This is a genomic window from Pseudomonas sp. R28(2017) (assembly GCF_002112505.1).
Taxonomy (GTDB): Bacteria; Pseudomonadota; Gammaproteobacteria; order Pseudomonadales; family Pseudomonadaceae; genus Aquipseudomonas.
In genome coordinates, this window is the sequence record NZ_NEHW01000008.1 from 164,980 (window position 1) to 188,117 (window position 23,138).

20 protein-coding genes, 1 tRNA gene and 1 pseudogene are annotated in these 23,138 nt (G+C 63.4%); 11 read left to right on the top strand and 11 right to left on the bottom strand.

Annotated features, from left to right (window positions below):
* Positions 1-2 precede the first annotated feature (2 nt).
* The 6 genes from CAF78_RS15835 to hemA form a co-directional block, all read right to left on the bottom strand.
* Positions 3-521 (bottom strand): acyloxyacyl hydrolase, encoded by a 519-nt coding sequence (locus CAF78_RS15835; protein ID WP_085673894.1) that lies wholly within the window; start codon positions 519-521, stop codon positions 3-5.
* Between the two features lie 105 nt (positions 522-626).
* Positions 627-1,424, bottom strand: a complete 798-nt coding sequence (gene murI / locus CAF78_RS15840) for a glutamate racemase (RefSeq protein WP_085673896.1) — start codon at positions 1,422-1,424, stop codon at positions 627-629.
* Positions 1,417-2,172, bottom strand: coding sequence for a molybdopterin-synthase adenylyltransferase MoeB (locus CAF78_RS15845; protein WP_085673898.1), 756 nt, complete (start codon positions 2,170-2,172; stop codon positions 1,417-1,419). The genes murI and CAF78_RS15845 overlap by 8 nt, the downstream gene beginning before the upstream one ends.
* Positions 2,166-2,996 (bottom strand): peptide chain release factor N(5)-glutamine methyltransferase, encoded by an 831-nt coding sequence (prmC, locus tag CAF78_RS15850; protein WP_085673900.1) that lies wholly within the window; start codon positions 2,994-2,996, stop codon positions 2,166-2,168. The genes CAF78_RS15845 and prmC overlap by 7 nt, the downstream gene beginning before the upstream one ends.
* Positions 2,996-4,078, bottom strand: coding sequence for a peptide chain release factor 1 (prfA, locus tag CAF78_RS15855; protein WP_085673902.1), 1,083 nt, complete (start codon positions 4,076-4,078; stop codon positions 2,996-2,998). The genes prmC and prfA overlap by 1 nt, the downstream gene beginning before the upstream one ends.
* Complete coding sequence (gene hemA / locus CAF78_RS15860; RefSeq protein WP_085673904.1) at positions 4,075-5,352, bottom strand: glutamyl-tRNA reductase; 1,278 nt, start codon at positions 5,350-5,352, stop codon at positions 4,075-4,077. Before hemA ends, prfA begins: the two co-directional genes overlap by 4 nt.
* A gap of 470 nt (positions 5,353-5,822) precedes the next feature.
* On the opposite strand from hemA, the pseudogene CAF78_RS15865 reads away from it, so the two are divergent.
* From CAF78_RS15865 to CAF78_RS15915, 11 genes and pseudogenes are all read left to right on the top strand, one after another.
* Positions 5,823-6,310: pseudogene (locus CAF78_RS15865) on the top strand (Hcp family type VI secretion system effector).
* A 10-nt stretch (positions 6,311-6,320) separates the two neighbouring features.
* Complete coding sequence (locus tag CAF78_RS15870) at positions 6,321-7,298, top strand: hypothetical protein (protein WP_085673906.1); 978 nt, start codon at positions 6,321-6,323, stop codon at positions 7,296-7,298.
* 614 nt (positions 7,299-7,912) lie between these two features.
* Positions 7,913-9,634 carry a tetratricopeptide repeat protein gene (locus CAF78_RS15875; protein ID WP_085673908.1) on the top strand — a complete coding sequence of 574 codons (1,722 nt, stop codon included), beginning with the start codon at positions 7,913-7,915 and terminating at the stop codon, positions 9,632-9,634.
* 4 nt (positions 9,635-9,638) lie between these two features.
* On the top strand, positions 9,639-10,256 hold the full coding sequence (gene lolB / locus CAF78_RS15880; RefSeq protein ID WP_085673910.1) for a lipoprotein insertase outer membrane protein LolB: 618 nt from the start codon (positions 9,639-9,641) through the stop codon (positions 10,254-10,256).
* A gap of 4 nt (positions 10,257-10,260) precedes the next feature.
* Positions 10,261-11,121, top strand: a complete 861-nt coding sequence (ispE, locus tag CAF78_RS15885) for a 4-(cytidine 5'-diphospho)-2-C-methyl-D-erythritol kinase (RefSeq protein ID WP_085673912.1) — start codon at positions 10,261-10,263, stop codon at positions 11,119-11,121.
* A 20-nt stretch (positions 11,122-11,141) separates the two neighbouring features.
* A tRNA-Gln gene (locus CAF78_RS15890) sits at positions 11,142-11,216 on the top strand.
* Positions 11,217-11,264: 48 nt separating this feature from the next.
* On the top strand, positions 11,265-12,206 hold the full coding sequence (locus CAF78_RS15895) for a ribose-phosphate pyrophosphokinase (RefSeq protein WP_003247410.1): 942 nt from the start codon (positions 11,265-11,267) through the stop codon (positions 12,204-12,206).
* 120 nt (positions 12,207-12,326) lie between these two features.
* A complete protein-coding gene (locus tag CAF78_RS15900; RefSeq protein ID WP_085673914.1) occupies positions 12,327-12,920 on the top strand; it encodes a 50S ribosomal protein L25/general stress protein Ctc in 594 nt (197 codons plus the stop codon).
* 83 nt (positions 12,921-13,003) lie between these two features.
* Positions 13,004-13,588 carry an aminoacyl-tRNA hydrolase gene (gene pth / locus CAF78_RS15905; protein WP_085673916.1) on the top strand — a complete coding sequence of 195 codons (585 nt, stop codon included), beginning with the start codon at positions 13,004-13,006 and terminating at the stop codon, positions 13,586-13,588.
* A 22-nt stretch (positions 13,589-13,610) separates the two neighbouring features.
* The gene (ychF, locus tag CAF78_RS15910; RefSeq protein ID WP_085673918.1) at positions 13,611-14,711 is read left to right on the top strand and encodes a redox-regulated ATPase YchF; all 1,101 of its coding nucleotides are present in this window, start codon (positions 13,611-13,613) and stop codon (positions 14,709-14,711) included.
* A 611-nt stretch (positions 14,712-15,322) separates the two neighbouring features.
* Entirely contained in the window at positions 15,323-17,044 is a 1,722-nt protein-coding gene (locus CAF78_RS15915; protein ID WP_085673920.1) for a SulP family inorganic anion transporter, read from the top strand.
* Between the two features lie 117 nt (positions 17,045-17,161).
* On the opposite strand, the gene CAF78_RS15920 is transcribed toward CAF78_RS15915, so the two are convergent.
* From CAF78_RS15920 to CAF78_RS15940, 5 genes are read right to left on the bottom strand one after another with little or no spacing between them, the layout of a single operon-like run.
* On the bottom strand, positions 17,162-18,172 hold the full coding sequence (locus CAF78_RS15920) for a DUF2955 domain-containing protein (RefSeq protein WP_085673922.1): 1,011 nt from the start codon (positions 18,170-18,172) through the stop codon (positions 17,162-17,164).
* Positions 18,162-19,253: an HlyD family secretion protein gene (locus tag CAF78_RS15925; protein ID WP_085673924.1), complete on the bottom strand. Its 1,092-nt coding sequence runs from the start codon at positions 19,251-19,253 to the stop codon at positions 18,162-18,164. Before CAF78_RS15925 ends, CAF78_RS15920 begins: the two co-directional genes overlap by 11 nt.
* On the bottom strand, positions 19,250-20,764 hold the full coding sequence (locus CAF78_RS15930) for an efflux transporter outer membrane subunit (protein WP_085673925.1): 1,515 nt from the start codon (positions 20,762-20,764) through the stop codon (positions 19,250-19,252). The genes CAF78_RS15925 and CAF78_RS15930 overlap by 4 nt, the downstream gene beginning before the upstream one ends.
* 13 nt (positions 20,765-20,777) lie before the next feature.
* Positions 20,778-21,875 carry an AI-2E family transporter gene (locus CAF78_RS15935; protein WP_085673927.1) on the bottom strand — a complete coding sequence of 366 codons (1,098 nt, stop codon included), beginning with the start codon at positions 21,873-21,875 and terminating at the stop codon, positions 20,778-20,780.
* 40 nt (positions 21,876-21,915) lie between these two features.
* A complete protein-coding gene (locus CAF78_RS15940; protein ID WP_085673929.1) occupies positions 21,916-23,106 on the bottom strand; it encodes a monovalent cation:proton antiporter-2 (CPA2) family protein in 1,191 nt (396 codons plus the stop codon).
* Positions 23,107-23,138 lie beyond the last annotated feature (32 nt).

A 23,138-nucleotide genomic window follows, 5' to 3' on the forward strand; every position in this document is an offset into this window, starting at 1 on the left:
GATCAGAGGGCCATACGGTAATGCAGGCTGTAGCTCTCGACACCATCGTTAGGGGTCTGCAGCCCCGCGTTGGAATAGTGGATCGCCCTCACGCCAATCTCATGCCCACCGGCAAAACGCAGGCCGAAACCAATCCGGTCTTCGAACTGGAAAGACGAACCTAGCTTGTTGCTTTCGAGTTCGGTGCTGGAAAACGCCGCCACGCCAATGCCCGCCTCGATATACGGCTTAACCGACTGGCCGGCGAACTCATAGACGAACACCGGTGCAAACGACAGGCTATGATTGCTCGCCGTCTCGTCACCGTCCCAATAGGTATAGGCCCCGTCCCAATAGCCTGTCAGCCGACCGACACTGGTCTGCCACCAGCTGGCATCCCAGTTCGACTGCAGTCCCAGCCGATAGACCATGGTGGAATCACCGGTCTGCCCGACCGAAAAAGAAACATCGGCCGCTTGCGCCGCCATCACTTGCCCCAGGGTGACTGCGGCAGCCGCCGCCAAGCCGAGCAGTTTCTTCATGAGAAACATCCTTCTATCCATACTGTTATTAGTGTCCGCCTGCCATCAGGCAATGCGGTAGAAATCGGCAGTAGTACGATAGTTCAGCTTCTTTTCACGTTTTTTTTACAACGCAAAGCTTTGCACACGATCGGACCCATGCCACAGCACGGGCAGGATTTGCGCCAAGGACAGCGGGTCGCCGCTGCTCCAGAAGCGTGCCCCACGCGTCGGCCCATCGGCCAGCAGGTCGCGCCCAGCCAGCAGGCGTTGCAGTTGGCGCGCCACGGCGGCACCGGTATCGATGATGGCCACATCGGCAGGCACCATCTCGGCCAACAGTGGGCGCAGGAAAGGGTAATGGGTGCAGCCGAGGATCAGCGTGTCGCAACCGGCGGCCAGCAGCGGCTGCACGTAACCCTGCAGCAACTGGCGCAACTGCGGGCTACCGAGGTCACCGGTTTCGATCCGCTCGACCAGCCCCGGGCAGGGCTGGGTGACCACTCGTACGTCATTGGCGAAGCGGTCGAGCAAGGCAGCGAACTTGGCGCTCTGCAAGGTGCCGGTGGTGGCCAGCACACCGACCACGCCCGAGCGGGTGGCGGCAGCGGCAGGCTTGACGGCCGGCTCCATGCCAACCAGCGGCCAGTCGGGGTACAACTCGCGCAGGTCGGCGACCGCAGCCACGGTCGCGGTGTTGCAGGCCAGGACCATTGCCTTGGCACCTTGCGCCTGGAAGAACTCGGCGATACGCCGACAGCGCTGGCGGATGTAGTCCGGGGACTTCTCGCCATAGGGCACATGACCACAATCGGCCACATAGAGCAGCGACTCATCGGGCAGCAGGCGCTGGATCTCGGCGAGCACCGACAAGCCGCCGACCCCCGAGTCCATCACGCCGACCGGCGCCGAGCGCTCAGCCATCGCGCTTGCCGCACACGGCACAGGCCGGGTCGCGCTTGACCCGCAGCTCACGCAAGCGCGTGCCGAGGGCATCGATCAACAGCAGGCGGCCAACAAGCGGTTCGCCGAAACCCGCCAACAGTTTCATCGCCTCCAGCGCCTGCAGGCTACCGACCAGGCCCACCAGCGGGCCGATCACGCCCGCTTCGCTGCAGGTCAGTTCGTCTTCGCTGCCGTGGCCGTACAGGCAGTGGTAACAAGGGCTGAAGTCCCGGCGCGGGTCGAACACCGACAACTGGCCTTCTAGGCGAATCGCCGCGCCGCTCACCAGCGGTTTGCCAGCCGCGAAGCAGGCCGCATTGACCGCCTCGCGCGTGCCGAAATTGTCAGAGCAGTCCAGCACCAGGTCGACCGCCGCCACTGCGGCTGCCAGGGAGTCTTCGTCCAGTGCCTGGCGGTGGGCGACCAGGGCGATCTCGGGGTTGATCGCCTGCAGCCGCTGCAGCGCCGAATCGACCTTGCTCATGCCGACGCTGTCGCTGTCATGGATGACCTGGCGTTGCAGGTTGGTCAGGTCGACGGTGTCGAAATCGGCCAGGTGCAGTTCACCCACCCCCGCGGCCGCCAGGTAAAGCGCCACCGGCGAGCCGAGGCCACCGAGGCCGACGATCAGTGCCTTGCTCTGCTTGAGCCGCAACTGGCCGTCGATGTCCACCTGGGCCAGCAGGATCTGCCGGCTGTAACGCAACAGTTCCTGATCGGTCAGCATGGCAGGCGCCCCAGTGAAATACGCTCATGGCCGCCCAGGTCCTTGCGGCTGGCCACTTCGGTGAAGCCTCGTGCACTGAGCAGCGCACGCACGTCGGCGGCCTGGTCGTAACCGTGTTCAAGCAGCAACCAGCCCCCCGGCAGCAGATGCTCCGGTGCCTGGGCGACGATCACCCGCAGGTCATCGAGGCCATCGGTACCGGCCACCAGCGCACTGCTGGGCTCGAAACGCACGTCACCCTCGACCAGGTGCGGGTCTTCGGCGCGGATGTACGGCGGGTTGCTCAGAATCAGGTCGAAGCGCTGCCCGGCCAGGCTGCCGAACCAGTGGCTGGCGAGTACCTGGACGTTGCCCAGGCCCAGGCGCTGGCGATTGCGTTCGGCCAGGGCCACGGCTTGTTCGACGCGGTCCACGGCCGTCACCTGCCAGGCCGGGCAATCGCTGGCCAGGGCCAGGGCGATGGCGCCAGTGCCAGTGCCCAGGTCGAGCACCTTGGCGGGGGATGCGGGCTGCAGCTCCAGGGCCGTTTCGACCAGCAGTTCGGTATCCGGGCGCGGGATCAGCGTATGCGGCGCCACTTCCAGGTCGAGCTTCCAGAAGCCCTGCTGCCCCAGGATGTAGGCCACCGGCTCGCCGGCACGGCGGCGCTGCAGGTAACCGGCGTAGGTCTCGGCATCTTCGCTGCTGACGATGCGCTCGGGCCAGGTGTGCAGGAAGCTGCGCGACTTGCCGATGGCGGCAGCCAGCAGCAGTTCGGCGTCCAGGCGCTCGCTGGGCGAATCGGGTAGCTGCGCGTTGCGCAGCAGGCTGGCAATGATGGTCATCAGTCCCCCAGGGCCGCCAGTTGGTCGGCCTGGTACTCGGCCAGCAACGGTTCGATCACGGCCTCCACGCCACCGGCGAGGATGTCGTCGAGGGAGTACAGGGTCAGGTTGATGCGGTGATCGGTTACCCGCCCCTGTGGATAATTGTAGGTACGAATGCGTTCGGAACGGTCACCGGAACCGACCAGCAGCTTGCGCTCGCTGGCGATGGCGTTCTGCGCGGCGCTGGTCTGCATGTCGTTGAGCTTGGCCGACAGCCAGGACATGGCACGGGCGCGGTTCTTGTGCTGCGAACGCTCTTCCTGGCACTCGACCACGATGCCGGTGGGCAAGTGGGTGATGCGGATCGCCGAATCGGTCTTGTTCACGTGCTGGCCACCAGCGCCGGAGGCGCGGTAGGTGTCAACGCGCAGGTCAGCCGGGTTGATCTCGATTGCCGCTTGCTCGTCGGGCTCGGGCAGCACGGCCACGGTGCAGGCCGAGGTGTGGATACGGCCCTGGGATTCGGTTTCCGGTACACGTTGAACACGGTGCGCGCCGGATTCGAACTTGAGCTTGCCGTACACGTTCTCGCCTTCGACACGGGCAATGATCTCTTTGTAGCCGCCGTGTTCGCCTTCGTTCTCGGACAGGATCTCCAGGCGCCAGCCACGCTTCTCGGCGTAGCGCGAGTACATGCGGAACAGGTCGCCGGAGAAGATCGCCGCCTCGTCGCCACCGGTACCGGCGCGGATTTCAAGGAACACGTTGCGGCCGTCGTTGGGGTCCTTGGGCAGCAGCATGCGCTGCAGGTTGGACTCCAGTTCGACCAGTTGCTCCTTGGCTTCGCGCACTTCCTCCACGGCCATCTCGCGCAGGTCGGGGTCGGCGTCCTTGAGCAGCGCCTGGGCACCCTCGAGGTCGTCCTGCACCTTGCGCCACTCTTTATAGGCGGCATAAACCGGCTCGACTTCGGCATATTCGCGGGAATAGGCGCGGAAGCGGGTCTGGTCGGATATGACTTCGGCGTCACCCAGCAGCGCGGTGAGTTCCTCGAAGCGGTCCTGGAGAATCTCCAGTTTGTTCAGCAGCGACGCTTTCATTGCGGGGATTTGTCCGTCGAGCCCTCGTTGAGGGCAAAGAGTTCCTGGGCCATGGCCAGCGCATCGAGGCGGCCCTCGGCCGAGAGCTTTTTCAGCTGCACGCTGGGGGCATGCAGGAGTTTGTTGGTCAGGCCCCGGGCCAGTTGCGCCAGTACATCCTCGGGGTTGCCGCCATTGGCCAGCATGCGCTGGGCCTTTTGCAGTTCTTCGTCGCGCAGGCGCTCGCTTTGCTGGCGGTAGGCGCGCAGCACATCGACAGCAGCCAGCTCGCGCAAACGCAGCATGAAGTCTTCGGCGCCCACCGAGACCAGTTCCTCGGCGGCCTGGGCTGCGCCCTGGCGGCTCTTGAGGTTTTCCGCGACCACTTCGTGCAGGTCATCGACGGTGTACAGGTACACGTCGTCGAGCTCACCCACTTGCGGCTCGATGTCACGCGGCACGGCGATATCGACCATGAAGATCGGCTTGTGCCGGCGCTGCTTCAGCGCGCTTTCCACCGCGCCCTTGCCCAGGATCGGCAACTGGCTGGCGGTGGAGCTGATGACGATATCGCTGTTGGCCAGCTCCTGCGGGATGTCGGCCAGCAGCACGGCATGGGCACCGAACTGCTCGGCGAGCATGCTGGCCCGCTCCAGGGTGCGGTTGGCCACGACGATGCGGCGCACACCTTGCTCGTGCAGGTGGCGGGCGACCAGGGTGATGGTTTCCCCGGCGCCGATCAGCAGGGCCTGGCTGCGGCCCAGGTCACTGAAGATCTGCTTGGCCAGGCTGACCGCGGCGAACGCCACGGACACCGGGTTTTCGCCGATCGCGGTGTCGGTGCGCACCTGCTTGGCGGCGCTGAAGGTGGCCTGGAACAGGCGCCCGAGCAGCGGGCCGACGGTGCCGGCCTCACGCGCCACCGCATAGGCGGACTTCATCTGGCCGAGGATCTGCGGTTCGCCGAGCACCAGCGAGTCGAGCCCGGAGGCCACCCGCATCATGTGTTTGACCGCGTCGTGTTCCTCATGGACGTAGGCGCTTGCACGCAGCTCGTCCAGGCTCAGCCGGTGATAGTCGGCCAGCCATTGCAGAACGGCGTCGGCGGACAGGTGGTCCTGCTCTATATAAAGCTCGCTACGGTTGCAGGTCGACAGGATCGCCGCCTCACGGCTGGCGGTCAGTCGGCAGAGCTGCTGCAGGGCGTCGACCAGCTGCTCTGGGGTAAACGCCACGCGCTCGCGTACGTCTACCGAGGCAGTCTTATGGTTGATACCGAGTGCAAGAAAGGCCATGCAAGGTCGCTGGTTGTGACGGGAAGCCGATAATTGTCCTCTTTCGCAGGTTTTTGGACAACCACCGTTCGCTATTGTCGTGATAGCCCGGACCGCCCCGCCCCCGCGGAGCCCCCTGTGGATGGCTGAGGCACGCACGAAACCTGTGGGAGCGGCGGTGCGGCGACCCGACTTGCCCGCGAAGAGGCCATTGCAGGTTAAGCCAGTTTCATTTGAGCCCCCTCCCGCACCAGGTTGTCCGCAACGAGCCATTGCACAGCTGGCGGGTAATATTTCCTACAAAATGCTTTTCAATGAAATCTTTCGACATACATACAGCGAAATTATCCACAATCTTGTAGTCCTTTTCCCAAATAAAGCTCTCTCTATTGCCTTCCATGATATCGGTGCCTAGCCTTGCCAATCACTGACTGGGCCAAGTTTCCCGTCAGCCATTCAATCCCTGAAAAGATTGCCAAGGAGAGGTAAGCATGGCATTTGATGCATATATAAAAATCGACGAAATCCCAGGTGAAGCCTTGGATGAAAAATACAACAAATGGATTGAAGTCACTGGCTATGACTTCGGTGTCAGCCAAAGCACCTCAGCCACTGCAAGCTCCTCCGGTGGCGCCACCTCAGGCCGCACTGCGGTCAGCAACTTCAGATTCACCAAGTTTCTCGACAGTGCCAGCTGCAAATTGATGGAGGCCAGTTGTGCCGGCCTGCATCTGAAAGAAGTGAAACTCGCGTTGTGCCGCGCAGGCGGCGACAAGCTCAAGTATTACGAGGTCATTCTCGAAGAGTGATCATTGCCGACTATACACAGAGCGCCGCCGATGGTGTGCCGATCGAGGTAGTGCAACTCGACTACGGCCGAATCAAGACTACCTATACCCAGCAGAAACGCATCGACGGCTCTGGCGGCGGAAACATCGCTGGCGGGTGGGACCGAATCGGCAACAAGAAACACGCATAAGGAAAATGCCATGACCGAAGCCCGCGCGTTCATCAACCCCAAAATGCAGAACTACCACACACTCAAGGCAGGCCTTGGCCTGAGCGGCCATTCGGCCGGCAAGTTCGACGTTCTGAATGCACACATCTACAACAATGTGGTGAGAAGCGGCGAACTGGTCATTGTCGGCGACTGGTCCACGCCCTCGTGTACCAGCCAGGAGGCGTATCTGATGGCAAAGGCTGCCGTAGCACACATGGGGCTGATGCGCAGCGGGCAAGGTGCTGATGAGTTTTTTCTGGATAATTTCGAGTTGCTCAAAAGTCTGCTTACCCATGCCTCCATGGGGGCAGGCGTGGTCAGCGATGGTTGGAGCAGGCACCTGAAGGCTATTCAGGACACATTGCTGGAAATTGAAAAGCTGTATCAGGCGCACATGAGTTCAGGGACGCTCAAAGCTCGCGATCAGTTTTATGCCAGGCGTGCAGCGCTGTTCATGAGGCTGGAAGAGCAGTTGGACAAAATGGCAGCGTTTGGTGCCAGCTTGCGAAACAAAGGGTCGATCAAGAGAACGCTTGGCCTTTCCACGAAAAGCTATTTGCACGCTGGTGAGGTCGCAGGGTATGCCGATAAGGTCGCAAGAGTCAGCAAGGCTGCCAACCTGATCAAGAAAGGCGCCTATTTAGGCATTGCGCTGGAGGTCGCAAGCACAAGCTTATCAATCAAAAAAGCATGCACAGAAGGGAGAGAGGAAGGATGCAAAAGAGCTACCGTTGTTGAGAGTGGTTCACTTGCAGGAAGCGTGGGAGGAGGCCTAGTTGGCGCATACGGTGGAAAATTGATTGGCATGGCAGCCTGCAGCGTGGTCTTGGGAATAGCATCAGGCGGGCCTGGAGCGATCGCTTGCGGCGTAGGGGGCGGAGCCTTGGGAGGAATGATCGGTGGAGAGCTCGGAAGTGAAGGAGGAGAATATCTGGGCGAAATTCTGTATGAGCGAGTGATAAAGTGACCACGATCCAACTTGCTTTGGGAGCGGCCTATGGCATCCTATTTACCGCTATTTTCATCTCACTACCTATAACCTTCTATTTATCACACCGTGACACCGATCATATAGAGTCCCTGCTACCAAACTGTAAAATCGTCAGTGACAATAGAAACTTATATTCTAAATTCGGCCTGACGGGCAAAATCATTCGATTCGGGGCACTCTCTCTCATGTTAGTTTTCCCAGAAGCGTATGCACACAGAGGTCTGATAAATCTTGATGAAGTTGATCGACTACCCACCCGAATGAAAAAACGACTCTGCAGGCTCGTGATCTTCAACCTGGCATTATTTCTTGCATTACTGTTGCTTCACGCATGCCAACATTTCATTTGAATCTCGCGATCTGCCGCGCCGACGGTGACAAACTCAAGCATTACCATGTCATGCTCAACGAAGTAATCTTTGCCCTCAACAACCGAATCAACGGGACGATCTACACCACCGAACCTCTCACCTACCTCGCTGTCCGACCTAGCACCACCCAAGCTGTAAACCACGACCTTCGCAGGTGGGTTTGCCCCCGCGCTTGTGTCATCATGCTCCGACCGCCGGTTAGTCTTTTTAAGCCTCTTTATGAACAGACCCTACGCACTGCTGCTTGCCTTCGCCCTGCTCCAGGGCTGCCAGAGCCTGGCCCCGCACAATGCCGAGCCCCCCGTTGCCGAGGCCGGCAAGGGCGAGGCTGAAAAGCCCGTAGTGTATGGGTCGTTCACGCAGGACACCCTTTATAGCCTGCTGGTGGCCGAACTGGCCGGCCAGCGCAATCGCTTCGACATCGCCCTGGCCAACTACACCGACCAGGCCGAGAAGACCCAGGACCCAGGCGTCTCCGAACGCGCCTACCGGATTGCCGAGTACCTCGGTGCCGACGAACCGGCCCTCGACAGCGCACTGATCTGGGCCAAGAACGACCCGCAGAACCTCGACGCCCAGCGTGCCGCCGCCATCCAGCTGGCCCGTGCCGGCCGCTATGACGACTCCATGACTTATATGGAGAAGGTGCTGCAAGGCCAGGGTGACACCCACTTCGACTTCCTCGCCCTGTCGGCCGCCGAAACCGACCAGAGCACCCGCGACGGCCTGATGCAAAGCTTCGACCGCCTGCTGGTCAAATACCCGGACAACAGCCAGTTGGTATTTGGCAAGGCGTTGCTGCTGAACCAGGACGGCAAGTCCCAGGAGGCCCTAGACCTGCTCGAAGCGCACCCGGCGCAGAATGGCGAAATCGCCCCGATCCTGCTGCGCGCCCGCCTGCTCCAGGCCTTGGACCGCGGCCCAGAAGCGCTGCCGCTGCTGCGCGGGGCGATCCGTGACAACCCGGACGACAAGCGCCTGCGCCTGACCTACGCGCGCACCCTGGTCGAACAGGACCGCATGGCCGATGCCAAGGCCGAATTCCTCAGTCTGGTGCAGCAGTACCCGGACGACGACGAGTCGCGTTACTCCCTGGCCCTGGTGTGCCTGGAGATGAAGGACTGGGACGAAGCCGAGGTCTACCTGCGCGAGCTGATCGAACGCGACAGCAACGTCGACGCCGCCCACCTGAACCTGGGCCGCATCGCCGAAGAGCGCCACGACCCGGCGGGTGCGCTGCGCGAATATGCCCTGGTCGGCACAGGCCCGGACTACCTGCCGGCCCAATTGCGCCAGGCTGACATCCTGATTGCCAACGGTCGCGGCACCGAAGCTTCGCGCCTGCTCGCCGAAGCTCGCGAAGCGCAGCCGGACATGGCCGTGCAGCTGTACCTGATCGAATCGGAAAGCTACAGCAACAACAACAAGGACGCCCAGGCCGACCAGGTACTGCAGCAAGCCCTCACGCGCTACCCGGACGACCTCAACCTGCTTTACACCCGTGCCATGCTGGCCGAGAAGCGCGATGACCTGCCGCTGATGGAAAAGGACCTGCGCGCCATCATCGCCCGCGAGCCGGAAAACGCCATGGCCCTGAACGCCCTCGGCTATACCCTGGCCGACCGCACCACCCGCTACGCCGAAGCCAAGGCGTTGATCGACAAGGCCCACCAGCTGACCCCGGACGACCCGGCCGTGCTCGACAGCATGGGCTGGATCAACTACCGGCTGGGCAACCTCGACGCGGCTGAAAACTACCTGCGCCAGGCCTTCACCCGCTTCCCCGACCACGAAGTGGCCGCCCACCTGGGCGAAGTGCTGTGGGCCAACGGCAAGCGCCGCGAAGCCCGCCAGGTCTGGGCCAAGGGTTTCGAAGCCCAGGCCGACAGCCCAATCCTGCGCAAGACCCTCCTGCGCCTGACCGGATCCGAGACTCTTTAACGCCATGTTCCTGCGCCATTGCATCACCTTCACCCTGATCGCCCTGCTGGCCGGCTGCGCCGGCTTCGGGAGCCGCGAGGCCCTGCAGGGCCACGGCGACCCACAGCAGTGGCGCGCCCATAAAGAGCAGCTGAGCAGCCTCGACGGCTGGCAGATCAACGGCAAGGTCGGCATCCGCGCCCCGCGCGATTCCGGCAGCGGCACGCTGTTCTGGCTGCAACGCCAGGACTATTACGACATCCGCCTGGCCGGCCCGCTCGGCCGCGGCGCCGCTCGCCTGACCGGCCGCCCCGGTGGCGTGGTGCTGGAAGTGGCCAACCAGGGCCGCTATGAAGCCCCCAGCCCCGAAGCCCTGCTGGAAGAACAGCTCGGCTGGCAGCTGCCGGTATCGCACCTGGTCTGGTGGGTCCGCGGCCTGCCCGCCCCCGACAGCAAGAGCAAGCTGACCCTGGACGGCGACAGCCGCCTGGCCAGCCTCGAGCAGGATGGCTGGCAGGTGCAGTACCTGAGCTACACCGAGCAGAACGGCTACTGGCTCCCCGAGCGCCTGAAGCTGCACGGCAAGGACCTCGACGTGACCCTGGTGGTCAAGGACTGGCAGCCACGCCAGCTGGGGCACTGATTACATGCACACGCTCACCCTGCCCGCCCCGGCCAAGCTCAACCTGTGGCTGCACATCATCGGCCGCCGCCCCGATGGCTACCACGAGCTGGAAACCGTGTTCCAGTTCCTCGACCATGGCGACGAACTGAGCTTCGCCCTGCGCGAGGACGGCGTGATCCGCCTGCACACCGAAATCGAAGCGGTGCCCCACGACAGCAACCTGATCGTGCGCGCCGCGCGCAAATTGCAGGAGCAGTCCGGCACCCGCCTGGGCGCCGATATCTGGCTGACCAAGGTGCTGCCCATGGGCGGCGGCATCGGCGGCGGCAGCTCGGATGCGGCGACCACCCTGCTGGCGCTGGCGCACCTGTGGCAACTGGACTGGGACGAAGACCGCCTGGCCGCGCTGGGCCTGAGCCTGGGTGCCGACGTGCCGGTGTTCGTGCGTGGCCATGCCGCGTTCGCCCAGGGTGTGGGCGAGCAACTGACCCCGGTCGACCCGGAGGAGCCGTGGTATGTCGTGCTGGTGCCGCAAGTGTCTGTCAGCACAGTAGAAATTTTTTCACATCCGCAGTTGACACGTGATTCACTCCCCCTTAAGATGCGCCCCGTTCCCAAGGGAAACAGTCGAAATGACTGCCAACCGGTGGTAGAGCAGAGTTACCCAGAAGTTCGCAACGCGTTGAATTCACTGGGGAAATTCACTGAGGCTCGGCTAACCGGTACTGGAAGTTGCGTGTTTGGGGCCTTCCCAAGCAAAGCCGAAGCTGATAAAGTTCTGGCCCTTCTTTCAGTGACCCAAACAGGGTTTGTGGCGAAAGGAAGCAATGTTTCGATGTTGCATCGCAAGCTGCAAAGTCTGGTCAAGAAGTCGAGCGCATAAGCGTTCGCAGCAACAGATACAGGGGCGTCGCCAAGCGGTAAGGCAGCAGGTTTTGATCCTGCCATGCGTTGGTTCGAATCCAGCCGCCCCTGCCATTTTCCTTATACTCATCCAGGTATACCCTCAGCCTTCAGGTACTGCGCGTGTCCAAGATGATGGTCTTTACGGGGAACGCTAACCCCGATCTGGCTCGGCGTGTCGTACGTCAGCTGCATATCCCTCTCGGTGACGTCTCTGTCGGTAAATTCTCCGACGGTGAGATCAGCACTGAGATCAATGAAAATGTCCGCGGTAAAGACGTTTTCATTATTCAGCCGACCTGTGCCCCGACCAACGATAACCTGATGGAACTGGTAGTGATGGCCGACGCCTTCCGCCGCTCCTCAGCATCCCGAATCACCGCCGTGATTCCTTACTTCGGATATGCCCGCCAGGACCGCCGTCCGCGTTCGGCACGTGTAGCCATCAGCGCCAAAGTCGTCGCTGACATGCTCACTGTCGTGGGTATCGACCGTGTTCTCACCGTCGACCTGCACGCTGACCAGATCCAAGGCTTCTTCGATATTCCCGTCGACAACATCTACGGCTCGCCCGTACTGGTCGATGACATCGAAGACCAGCGTTTCGAGAACCTGATGATCGTCTCCCCGGACATCGGTGGCGTTGTGCGCGCACGCGCCGTTGCCAAGTCCCTGGGCGTCGACCTCGGTATCATCGACAAACGCCGCGAAAAGGCTAACCACTCCGAGGTTATGCACATCATCGGCGACGTCGAAGGGCGCACCTGCATCCTGGTAGACGACATGGTCGACACCGCCGGCACCCTGTGCCACGCGGCCAAAGCCCTGAAAGAACACGGCGCTGCCAAGGTTTACGCCTACTGCACGCACCCTGTCCTGTCGGGCCGCGCGATCGAGAACATCGAGAAGTCGGTACTGGACGAGCTGGTGGTGACCAACACCGTTCCGCTGTCCGCCGCTGCTCAAGCCTGTGACCGTATCCGCCAGCTGGATATCGCACCGGTTGTCGCTGAAGCGGTCCGCCGCATCAGCAACGAAGAATCGATCAGCGCGATGTTCCGCTAAGCGGAACACGTGTTGATGTGAAGCGCCCCGCCCCAGCACTTGTTGGGGCGGGGCTTTTTTGCCATCCCCGTCTGGCGCTGGTCGCAAACGCCTTACGGGAGGCTATTTTGGAGAAGCAAAATGACTGATTTCATCCTGAACGCCCAAGCGCGTACTGACCTGGGGAAAGGTGCGAGCCGCCGCCTGCGTCACTCCGCCAGCATCCCTGCCGTTGTATACGGTGGCGATAAAGAAGCCCAATCCCTGACCATCGTGGCCAAGGAAATCGCCAAGCTGTTCGAAAACGAAGCTGCCTTCAGCCACGTTATCGAACTGAACGTCGACGGCGCCAAGCAGAACGTCGTGGTCAAGGCCATGCAGCGTCACCCAGCCAAAGGCTTCATCATGCACGCCGACTTCGTTCGCGTCGTTGCTGGCCAGAAGCTGACCGCCAAGGTTCCAGTTCACTTCGTTGGCGAAGAAGCCCCGGTCAAGAAAGGCGGCGAAATCTCGCACGTTGTTTCCGAGATCGAAGTTTCCTGCGAAGCCAAAGACCTGCCTGAGTTCATCGAAGTCGACCTGTCCAAGGCCGAAATCGGCGCCATCATCCACCTGTCGGACCTGAAAGCTCCGAAAGGCGTAGAGTTCGTCGCTCTGGCCCACGGTGATGACAAAGCTGTTGCCAACGTTCACGCTCCGCGCGTTGCTCCAGAAGCAGAAGGCGCTGCCGAGTAATCCACTCGCGCGCCGGTGTTGATCGGGTTACAGTGCGCCCCGCGCGCCCTGTAACCCACCAACTCCAAGGAAGAGCCCCTGACGTGACCGCCATCCAGTTGATCGTTGGCCTGGGTAACCCCGGCCCCGAATACGAACAGACCCGGCATAACGCAGGGGCTCTTTTCGTTGAACGCATTGCCAGTGCCCAGCGTGTATCGCTGACCGCTGACAAAAAATATTTCGGCCTGACGACTAAGTTCAGCCATCAGGGCAACGACGTTCGTTTGTTGATCCCCACCACCTACATGAACCGCAGCGGCCAGGCCGTGGCGGCATTGGCCAATTTCTTCCGCATCAAGCCGGAAGCGATTCTGGTGGCACACGACGAACTCGACCTGCCTCCGGGCGTTGCCAAACTCAAGCGCGGCGGCGGCCATGGGGGGCACAACGGCCTGCGCGACATCATCGCGCAGCTCGGCAACCAGAACGACTTCCACCGCCTGCGGCTTGGCATCGGCCACCCGGGTGACGCCAAACTGGTCTCCAACTTCGTCCTGGGCCGCGCGCCGCGCGCCGAGCAGGAGAAGCTCGACGCCAGCATCGATTTTGCCCTCGGCGTGCTGCCGGACGTGCTGGCCGGCGACTTCGCCAAGGCCATGCGCGAGCTGCACAGCCAGAAGGCCTGATTTCCTAGAGAGGGGAATACCCATGGGTTTCAATTGCGGCATCGTCGGCCTGCCCAACGTCGGCAAGTCCACCCTGTTCAACGCCCTGACCAAGTCTGGCATCGCGGCGGAGAACTTCCCTTTCTGCACCATCGAGCCGAACAGCGGCATCGTGCCGATGCCCGATGCGCGCCTGGCGGCGCTGGCGGAAATCGTCAAGCCTAACCGCATCCTGCCGACCACCATGGAATTCGTCGACATCGCCGGCCTGGTGGCCGGTGCGTCGAAAGGTGAAGGCCTGGGCAACAAGTTCCTCGCCAACATCCGCGAGACCGACGCCATCGCCCACGTGGTGCGCTGCTTCGAAGACGAGAACGTGATCCACGTTTCCAACAGCGTCGACCCTAAGCGCGACATCGAGATCATCGACCTTGAGCTGATCTTCGCCGACCTCGACAGCTGCGAGAAGCAACTGCAGAAGGTTGCCCGCAACGCCAAGGGCGGCGACAAGGACGCCTTGGCACAGAAGGCGATCCTGGAAAAACTGATCCCGCACTTCACCGAAGGCAAGCCTGCGCGCAGCCTGATGAAGCACATGGCTGACGACGAAAAGGCCGTCATCCGTGGCTTCCACCTGCTGACTAGCAAGCCGGTGATGTACATCGCCAACGTGGCCGAAGACGGCTTCGAAGACAACCCGCACCTGGACGTGGTCAAGGCCATCGCCGAGGAAGAAGGCGCGGTCGTGGTGCCGGTGTGCAACAAGATCGAAGCGGAAATCGCCGAGCTGGAAGACGGCGAAGAGAAAGACATGTTCCTCGAGGCCCTGGGCCTGGAAGAGCCTGGCCTGAACCGCGTGATCCGCGCCGGTTACGAGCTGCTCAACCTGCAGACCTACTTCACTGCCGGCGTGCAGGAAGTCCGCGCCTGGACCGTACGCGTCGGCGCCACCGCCCCGCAGGCGGCTGGTGTGATCCACACCGACTTCGAAAAAGGCTTCATCCGCGCCGAAGTGGTGGCCTATGACGACTTCATTCAGTTCAAGGGTGAAGGCGGTGCCAAGGAAGCCGGTAAATGGCGCCTGGAAGGCAAGGACTACATCGTCAAGGACGGTGATGTGATGCACTTCCGCTTCAACGTATAACGCAACATCGGCGGCGCCCCCTTCGCGGGCAAGCCCGCTCCCACAGTACAGCGAATGCTCAAGGCTGGCGCTGTACCTGTGGGAGCGGGCTTGCCCGCGAAGGGGGCGCCGCCGTTTTCACATCTGGAATAAGCCGGTAATCAATGCCAGGTGATCTCCCCCGCCTCCCGGGTCAGTACCAACTCAGCCAACGCCCTCCCCATCTGCACGTTATGCACACTATTGACCAGCATGCCGATACCCGGCTCGCCAGCTTTGCATGGGCTGCCTTCCCTTTCCCTCTCACAGGATTAGGCGGCAGCTGTACGCGGGGTGAGAGACCGGCCAAACAAGAGCGAAAACCGGCCAGGCACGGGGCCTGCCCGCGCACAGCTACCATGACGGCAATCTCTTGGTTGTAAGCGGGCTCTCACACCCGGTCGTCAAACCGCGACGACCCGGGGAAATTAGCCCTGATGCTCATCATCGACAACAGAGAAACGGCAGCGGCGTGCGTAGGATAATTCCCAAGCTATCTTCAACAGAAGCATTTGGTTTCAAGTTCGGAATTGTCTTACACCTGAGGGATTGCCGGGGCTGCGTTGCAGCCCTTTCGCTCTGGAGCCCGCACCATGCACGAACTCCCGCCGCGCCGACGCTTCGACTGGCAACGCTGGCTCCCCGGCCTGGCCACCTTGCTGCACTACCAACCTGCCTGGCTGCCCAAGGACATCGCGGCAGGCCTGGTGCTCACCACCATGCTGGTGCCGGTCGGCATCGCCTACGCCGAAGCCTCCGGAGTACCGGGCATCTATGGCCTGTACGCCACCATCATCCCGCTGCTGGCCTATGCCCTGTTCGGCCCCAGCCGCATCCTGGTACTCGGCCCCGACTCGGCACTGGCTGCGCCGATCCTGGCGGTGGTGGTGCAATACGCCGCCAGCGACCCGCAACGGGCCATCGCCATCGCCAGCCTGATGGCGCTGGTGGCCGGCGCCTTCTGCGTGATCGCCGGGCTGCTGCGCCTGGGCTTCATCACCGAGCTGCTGTCCAAGCCGATCCGCTATGGCTACATGAACGGTATCGCGCTCACCGTGCTGATCAGCCAACTGCCCAAGCTGTTCGGCATCAAAGTCGACAGCGAAGGCCCATTGCGCGACCTCTGGCACCTTGGCCAGGCACTGTTCGCAGGCGCTGGGCACTGGCCAAGCTTCCTCGTCGGGGCCGGCAGCCTGGTGCTGATCCTGCTGCTCAAACCCTTCAAGCGCATCCCGGGCATCCTGATCGCCGTGGTGCTGGCAACCCTGGCCGTGAGCCTGTTCAACCTCGACCAGCGGGGCGTCAAGGTGCTCGGCCAGTTGCCCCAGGGGCTGCCCAGCTTCGTCTTCCCATGGGTGAGCGACATCGATCTGGTCGAAGTGGTGCTGGGCGGGATCGCCGTGGCGCTGGTGTCGTTCGCCGACACCAGCGTGCTGTCGCGCTCTTATGCCGCGCGGCTGAAGGCCCCGGTCAACCCGAACCAGGAAATGTTCGGCCTGGGCGTTGCCAACCTGGCCTCGGGCCTGTTCCAGGGCATCCCCATCAGCAGCAGCTCGTCGCGCACACCGGTGGCCGAGGCGGCCGGCTCGAAAACCCAGTTGACCGGCATCATCGGTGCGCTGGCGGTGACCCTGTTGCTGCTGGTCGCGCCCAACCTGATGCAGCACCTGCCCAACAGCGCCTTGGCGGCGGTGGTGATCGCAGCGGCCCTGGGGCTGTTCGAGTTCGCCGACCTCAAGCGCATCTTCCACATGCAGCAATGGGAGTTCTGGCTGTCGTTCACCTGCTTCGTCGGCGTCGCAGTGTTCGGCGCCATCCCGGGCATCTGCATTGCCGTGGCGATCTCGGTGATCGAATTCCTGTGGGACGGCTGGCGGCCGCATTACGCGGTACTCGGGCGGGTCGATGGCACCCGTGGCTACCATGACGTGCAGCGTTATCCACAGGCACGGCGGATTCCGGGGCTGGTACTGCTGCGCTGGGACGCGCCGCTGTTCTTCGCCAACGCCGAGCAATTCCAGAGCACGGTGCTGGCGGCGGTGGATGAATCACCGACTCAGGTGCAGCGGCTGGTGATTGCGGCGGAACCGGTGACCAGCATCGATATCACTTCGGCCGACATGCTCGCCGAGCTGGATCGGGCGTTGGAGGCACGGGGGGTGGAGCTGCAGTTTGCCGAGATGAAGGACCCGGTGAAGGACAAGATGAAGCGCTTCGAGTTGTTCGAGCATATGGGCGAGCGGGCGTTTCACCCTACCGTCGGGGCGGCGGTGGATGCCTATCTGGCGGACACCGGGATTGACTGGAAGCCTTGAGTTGCCCGTGCTGGCCTCTTCGCGGGCTTGCCCGCTCCCACAGGGACCGCGTGATCCCATGGGCGGCGCTGTACCTGTGGGAGCGGGCGTGCCCGCGAAGAGGCCAGCACAGGAGAGCTACGCAGCCCGAACCCGGCGCCGGTCGATCCAGATCAGCATGGCGCTGGCATACAGCGACACCGCCAAAAACAGCGCCATGCGCACGGCAAAGGCCTTGTACACATCCTGCCCGCCGGCACTGTCCTGCACCGACTGCCCAAGCAGTATCAGCATAGTGGTCAGGCAACTCACCCAGTACGCCGGACTCTGCTTCGTATCCACAGCGCGGTAGAGCCTGCGCGCCTGCCAGAGCACGAACAGCAGCACCCACAGGAAGAACATCCACAGGTGCACGAACAGGCTCAACGCGCCCCACACCAGCATCGCCAGCACCCCGGCCAGCAAGGTCGAGCCGATCAGCTCGCGACTGGCATGCCGCGCCCGCGTCTCCCCCGCCTGCTGCCCCAGGCTCACCGCTTTCATGATCAGCGGCATGAACTGGTCCGGGGCGATCAGCGCCAGCAGGAACGCCGGCATGACGATGAGCGTGGCGCGCAGGGCCACCCAGCTGACATCGGCGCTGTCGAGCAACGGTGGCGAGGGCTGCGCCGGCGCGCCAGCAGGTTCGGGAAACAGCACATGGGCCAGCGCCGTGCCCAGCACCGCCAGCAGCATGCCCTTGGCCAAGGCCTCGACCACCGACAGCGCCAAGGTGAAATCGCTGGTGCCGGCCGCCGCGATCATGGTCAGGCCGATCACCAGCAGGTTGGCCAGCAGGCCATTGCCGCCCTTCAGCGCATAGCGCAAGACCAGGAACACCCCCACGCCGACCAGCAGCACCCCACTGACCGGGGCATGGCGCAACAGCGGAATCAGCAGCAGCCCGCTGCCACAACTGAGCAATACCAGGATCGCCAGTGCCGGCGCCGCCTTGACCGGCAGCGGCTCACTGCGCATGGCCAGCAGCAGCACCGCGAACACCGGTGCCAGGATCGGCACCGGCAGGCCCAGGCCGAAACTGCTCGCCAGGCACAGCGCCACGCCCCAGGCCAGGCGTAGTGCGCGCAGGCGACGCAGCTCAATAGGCATACGACAGCCAGCTCATCAGCCACATGAACACACGGCCCAGCAGGTTCAGCGGGTTGCCTTCGCTGGGCAAGGCCATGACTTCGGCCTGGCCGCCCACACGCAGGCCGGACTTGTCGGCCAGCTGGTCACGGTCGAGCTCGACGATCACCGGGAAGCGCTGCGCCGAGCGCAGCCAGTCGCGGCTGTTCTGCACCGTCGGCAAGCTGCCCGGCGGCGCCGGCTGGCCCACGCTCACGCCATAGCCGATGCTGCGAACCTGCCCTTTCAGTACCGTGCCAGGCAGGGCGTCGAGCACCACCAGCACGGGCGCGCCGGGGCGCAGGCGGCCGAGGTTGTTCTCGGTCATGTCGGCACTTATCCACACGTCGTGGATGGTGATCAGGGTCATCATCGGGCTGCCGGCACCGACGTAGTGGCCCACGTCGGTGCGCAGGTCGGTGATCAGGCCATTGGCATCGGCGCGCACCACCGTGCGGGCCAGGTCCAGGCGAGCCTTTTCCACATTGGCTGCGGCACTGCGCAGTTGCGCATTGTCGGCTTCAGCCCCGCCCTGCTGCTCTCGGGCCCGTTGCACCTCGGCGCGGGCGGCTGCCACCTGGCTGATGGCCTGATCACGGGTGGCCTGCGCCCCTTCCAGGCGGCGCACCGACACCGTGCCCGGGTCTTCGTCGATCAGCCGCTTGAGCCGTTCGGCATCCTGGCGCGCCTTGCGTTCGTTGGCCTGGGCCGCCACCAGCGCGGCCTGGGCCGAGTCGATGCCGGCGGTACCGGCGCCGATCTGCCGGCGCACGGTGTCCAGGTCGGCTTCGGCGCGGGCCAGGGCAATGCGGTACTGCTCCTGGTCGAGCTCGAACAGCACATCGCCCTGGCGCACTTCCTGGTTGTTGCCCACGGCCACACGCCTGATCTGCCCGGCCACTTCGGCGGCCACCGGGACCACGTAGGCCTGCAGCCGGGCTTGTTGGGTGTAGGGGGTGAAACGGTCGGCCAGCAGGTACCAGACCAGGCTGACGACGATCAGTATCAGCACCCAGCGCATGCCACGATCGGGGGCTGGCGGCGTGTCTGCGGCGTCACTCATTTCGGCTCACCTTGTTCGGGGGCGACGGGGGCCGGCTCGTCGAGCAGGTCGCCCCAATCGGTACGGTTTTCCATGTGCTGGCGGGTGACTGGGTCGATCGGTTTGCGGCGGTTGTCCCAGCCGCCGCCCAGCGCCTTGTACAGGCTCACCAGGCTGCTCACCGCGTTGCCACGGCTGACCAGGTAGCCATCCTGCTGCTGCAACAGCAGCTGCTGGGCATCGAGCACACGCTGGAAGTCGGCAAAGCCTTCCTGATACTGGGAACTGGCCAGGGTCAGCGAACGCTGGGCGGCCTGCGAAGCATCCTGGCGGATGCTGGCGCTCTGCAGCGAGCGCACCAGGCCGCTGGCGGCGTCGTCGGCTTCGTGTGCGGCTTCGCGCACGCTCTGGTGATACAACTCGATCAATTGCTGCAGGCGGGCGTCCTCGACCCGCACGGCGTTCTTGCGCCGGCCGTAGTCGAACGGGTTCCAGATCAGGCTCGGCCCCGCCGCCAGGTCGAAGGTGTTGGGCAGGTGGTTGGCCGACAGGAAGGTCCAGCCGATGCTGCCCAGCAGGCTCAGCTGTGGATAAAGGTCGGCCTCGGCCACGCCCACCAGCGCCGACTGCGCCGCCACCGCCTGTTCGGCGGCGCGGATGTCCGGGCGCCGTTGCAGCAGGCTGGCAGGCACGTCCTGCAACACCGCACGGTCAGGCAACGGCAATTGCCCGTGGCGCACCTCCAGTTCGGGCAGCGGCCCCGGCGGCCTGCCCAGCAGCGCACAGAGCACGTTGCGCAAGGCATTGAGCTGGTTTTCGAACTCGGGGATGGTGGCCAGGGTCGCCAGGTACTGGGTACGCGCCTGCTGCCAGTCCAGTTCGTCGTTTTCGCCATGACGGAACAGCCGCTCGGTGATCTCCAGGCTACGCGCCTGGCGCTTGGCGTTGTCCTGTGCGATATCCAGCCGTGCCTCGGCGGTGCGCAGGGCGAAGTAGGTATCGGCCACCTGCGCACGCAGCAGCAGCATGGCATCGGCGTAGTTGGCCTGGGAGGCGAAGTAGAGCGCATCGGCGCTCTCGATGGCACGACTGAAACGGCCCCAGAAGTCGATTTCCCAGCCGATGTCGAAGCCTGCGCTGGACTGCCAGAACACCGAGTCACGGGCCGTGGATGTGCCGGACTGGTCCTGCTTGAGGTACAGGCTCTGCGCACGCAGCTGCTGCAGCTGTGGATAACGCCCGGTCTGCACGATGGCCAGCTGTGCCCTGGCCTCGGCGATGCGCAGGCCGGCCACGCGCAGGTTGGTGTTGTTGGCGTCGGCTTCGGTAATCAGCGCATCCAGCGTCGGGTCGGCGAACACTGCCCACCACTGGCGCAGGTCTGGCGTGGCTGCGCTACGCCCGGCCTGCTCCAGCAGGGGCGTGCTCCAGCTGTCCAGCCATGGGTCCTGGGGCTTTTCGAAGTCCGGGCCGACCTGGGTACAGCCGGCCAGGACCATCAGCAACCCTATTCCATAGCAACGATTGGCCATGGCAGGCCTTGGCTCAGGCCGCAGGTGGCGCCGGTTGCTCCGGCACCTGCAACGCGACCCATTGCCAGAACAGCACGTAGGTCACGCCGAGGATCACCGGGCCGATGAACAGCCCGATGATGCCCTTGACCACCATGCCACCCAACGCCCCGATCAGCACCACCGGCATCGGCACATCCACCCCGCGCCCCAGCAGCAGAGGCTTGAGCACGTTGTCGGCCAGCCCGGCGACGAAGGTGTAGATGGCGAAGATGATGGTCGCCACGGTGAAGCCCTCGGCATTGAACACGTAGATGATCACCGGCACCGTGATCAGGGTCGCCGGGGCCTGGGCAATCCCCAGCATGAGGATGACGATGGCCAGCATGCCCGCGCCTGGCACGCCCTTGATCACGAAACCGACACCGATCAGCAGCATCTGGATGAAGGCGATGCCGATCACCCCCTGGGCAACGGCGCGGATGGTCGCGGTGCACAGCCTGGCAAGCGGTTTGCCACGCTCTTCGCCGGACACGCGCATGGCAATGCGCTGCGCGGCGATTTCGCCACGCTCACCAAACGCCATGATGATGCCCGAGACGATAATCGCCCCGACGAACAGCAGGAACGCCCCACCGGCACTGGCTGCAGCGCCCAGCACGGTGCGCCCGGCACCCTTGAGCTGAGGCATCCACTGGTTCAGCACATGTGCCATGTTTTCCGAGGCCGACAGCCACAGCGCATAAACCTTCGGGCCGATCAGCGGCCAGGTCGCCACCGACTCAGGCGGCGCCGGCACGCTCCAGGCGCCGCTCTTGAGCAGTGTCACCATGCTGTCTACCGATTCACCGATGGACATCACCACCAGGTAGATCGGTACCAGCAATATGACCAGCACCAACAGCACCACCAAGGATGCCGCATAGCCATCCTTGATGCCGCTGCCGCGCCTGATACGCAAGTACAGTGGATACAGCGTCACCGCGAGGATCACCGACCACAGCATCAGCTCCAGGAACGGCTGGAAGACCTGGAAGGAGAAAACCACCAAGGCGGCCACCAGCCCCGCCTTGATCAGCACGTCGAGCAGGCCCCGCGACAGGGCACTGTCCAGCTTGAAACTCGGCTGCATGTTTCACCTCCGAACATTGGGCGCGCCTTCGAGGCGCGGTTCAGTGGCCCGGCTCGGCTACCGGGCAGTCCTTGTCACGTAACTGCCGCGACAGGGCCATCATCACCACAGGCACCACTGCCATCGACAGCGTGATGGCAAGCACCAGCAAGTCATGCACCTGTTGCGTCAGCACCTGGTGCTCCAGCGCCAGCTTGAACACCACGAAGGCAAACTCGCCGCCGGACGCCAGCACGATCGCCAGGCACAACGCCTCGGCGCGGCTGAGCCCACCTGCTGTACGCCCCAGCGCCAGCAGCAAGGGCAGCTTGACCACCACCAGCAGCAACGTCAGCCCCAACACGATCAGGGGCATGCTGAACAGCAGCTGCAAGTCGGCGCTCATGCCGACGCCGACGAAGAACAGCCCGAGCAATAGGCCCTTGAGCGGTTCGATCTGGGTTTCCAGTTCATGCCGGAAGGGCGACTCGGCCATGATCACACCGGCCAGGAAAGCGCCCAGGGCCATGGATACGCCCACGTGCTCCATCAACCAGGCAGTGCCCAGCACCACCAGCAAGGCAGTAGCGGTGGACAGTTCGGGCAAGCCCGAGCCGACTGTCCATTTGAATACCGGGGTCAACAGGTAACGGCCGAAGATGATCAGCACACCAATGCCCGCCGCCACGGCCAGCAGCGGCCAGTTGCCTTCGTCGGCGGTGCTCACATCGCCACCGAGCAAGGGCACCACGGCAATCAGGGGGATGGCGGCAATGTCCTGGAACAACAGGATGGCGACGGCCAGGCGACCGTGCGGCTTGCCCAGGTCCTTGCGCTCGGCCAGCACCTGCAGGCCAAAGGCCGTCGATGACAGCGCCAGCCCCAGGCCGAGCACGATGGCCGCCGCTTTCGATTGGTCAAACAGGAAGCAGGCCATCAGGCCCAGCACCACCGCCGTCAGCCCCACCTGCAACGAGCCGATGCCGAACAACGCCTTGCGCATGGTCCACAGCCGCCGTGGCGACAGCTCCAGGCCAATGACGAACAACAGCATGACCACGCCCATCTCCGACAGGCGGGCGACGTTGTCGGGGTTGCCCAGAAGGCCCAGCACCGAGGGCCCGATCAGGATCCCGGCCAGCAGATAGCCGGGCACCGCGCCCATTTTCAAACGCTGCGCCAGTGGCACCAGAAGCACCACGGCCAGCAGAAACACTACCGTCGCCTGCAGCAGGCTGCCGTCATGTGGCATGAGTTCGCCCCCTTGTTACGCACTGGCGTAAG

What these genes read in the sequence shown, in the direction of transcription:
- CAF78_RS15835 (WP_085673894.1), bottom strand. Translation starts at nt 521, where the DNA reads ATGAAGAAACTGCTCGGCTTGGCGGCGGCTGCCGCAGTCACCCTGGGG.
- murI (WP_085673896.1), bottom strand. Translation starts at nt 1,424, where the DNA reads ATGGCTGAGCGCTCGGCGCCGGTCGGCGTGATGGACTCGGGGGTCGGC.
- CAF78_RS15845 (WP_085673898.1), bottom strand. Translation starts at nt 2,172, where the DNA reads ATGCTGACCGATCAGGAACTGTTGCGTTACAGCCGGCAGATCCTGCTG.
- prmC (WP_085673900.1), bottom strand. Translation starts at nt 2,996, where the DNA reads ATGACCATCATTGCCAGCCTGCTGCGCAACGCGCAGCTACCCGATTCG.
- prfA (WP_085673902.1), bottom strand. Translation starts at nt 4,078, where the DNA reads ATGAAAGCGTCGCTGCTGAACAAACTGGAGATTCTCCAGGACCGCTTC.
- hemA (WP_085673904.1), bottom strand. Translation starts at nt 5,352, where the DNA reads ATGGCCTTTCTTGCACTCGGTATCAACCATAAGACTGCCTCGGTAGAC.
- CAF78_RS15870 (WP_085673906.1), top strand. Translation starts at nt 6,321, where the DNA reads ATGACCGAAGCCCGCGCGTTCATCAACCCCAAAATGCAGAACTACCAC.
- CAF78_RS15875 (WP_085673908.1), top strand. Translation starts at nt 7,913, where the DNA reads ATGAACAGACCCTACGCACTGCTGCTTGCCTTCGCCCTGCTCCAGGGC.
- lolB (WP_085673910.1), top strand. Translation starts at nt 9,639, where the DNA reads ATGTTCCTGCGCCATTGCATCACCTTCACCCTGATCGCCCTGCTGGCC.
- ispE (WP_085673912.1), top strand. Translation starts at nt 10,261, where the DNA reads ATGCACACGCTCACCCTGCCCGCCCCGGCCAAGCTCAACCTGTGGCTG.
- CAF78_RS15900 (WP_085673914.1), top strand. Translation starts at nt 12,327, where the DNA reads ATGACTGATTTCATCCTGAACGCCCAAGCGCGTACTGACCTGGGGAAA.
- ychF (WP_085673918.1), top strand. Translation starts at nt 13,611, where the DNA reads ATGGGTTTCAATTGCGGCATCGTCGGCCTGCCCAACGTCGGCAAGTCC.
- CAF78_RS15915 (WP_085673920.1), top strand. Translation starts at nt 15,323, where the DNA reads ATGCACGAACTCCCGCCGCGCCGACGCTTCGACTGGCAACGCTGGCTC.
- CAF78_RS15920 (WP_085673922.1), bottom strand. Translation starts at nt 18,172, where the DNA reads ATGCCTATTGAGCTGCGTCGCCTGCGCGCACTACGCCTGGCCTGGGGC.
- CAF78_RS15925 (WP_085673924.1), bottom strand. Translation starts at nt 19,253, where the DNA reads ATGAGTGACGCCGCAGACACGCCGCCAGCCCCCGATCGTGGCATGCGC.
- CAF78_RS15930 (WP_085673925.1), bottom strand. Translation starts at nt 20,764, where the DNA reads ATGGCCAATCGTTGCTATGGAATAGGGTTGCTGATGGTCCTGGCCGGC.
- CAF78_RS15935 (WP_085673927.1), bottom strand. Translation starts at nt 21,875, where the DNA reads ATGCAGCCGAGTTTCAAGCTGGACAGTGCCCTGTCGCGGGGCCTGCTC.
- CAF78_RS15940 (WP_085673929.1), bottom strand. Translation starts at nt 23,106, where the DNA reads ATGCCACATGACGGCAGCCTGCTGCAGGCGACGGTAGTGTTTCTGCTG.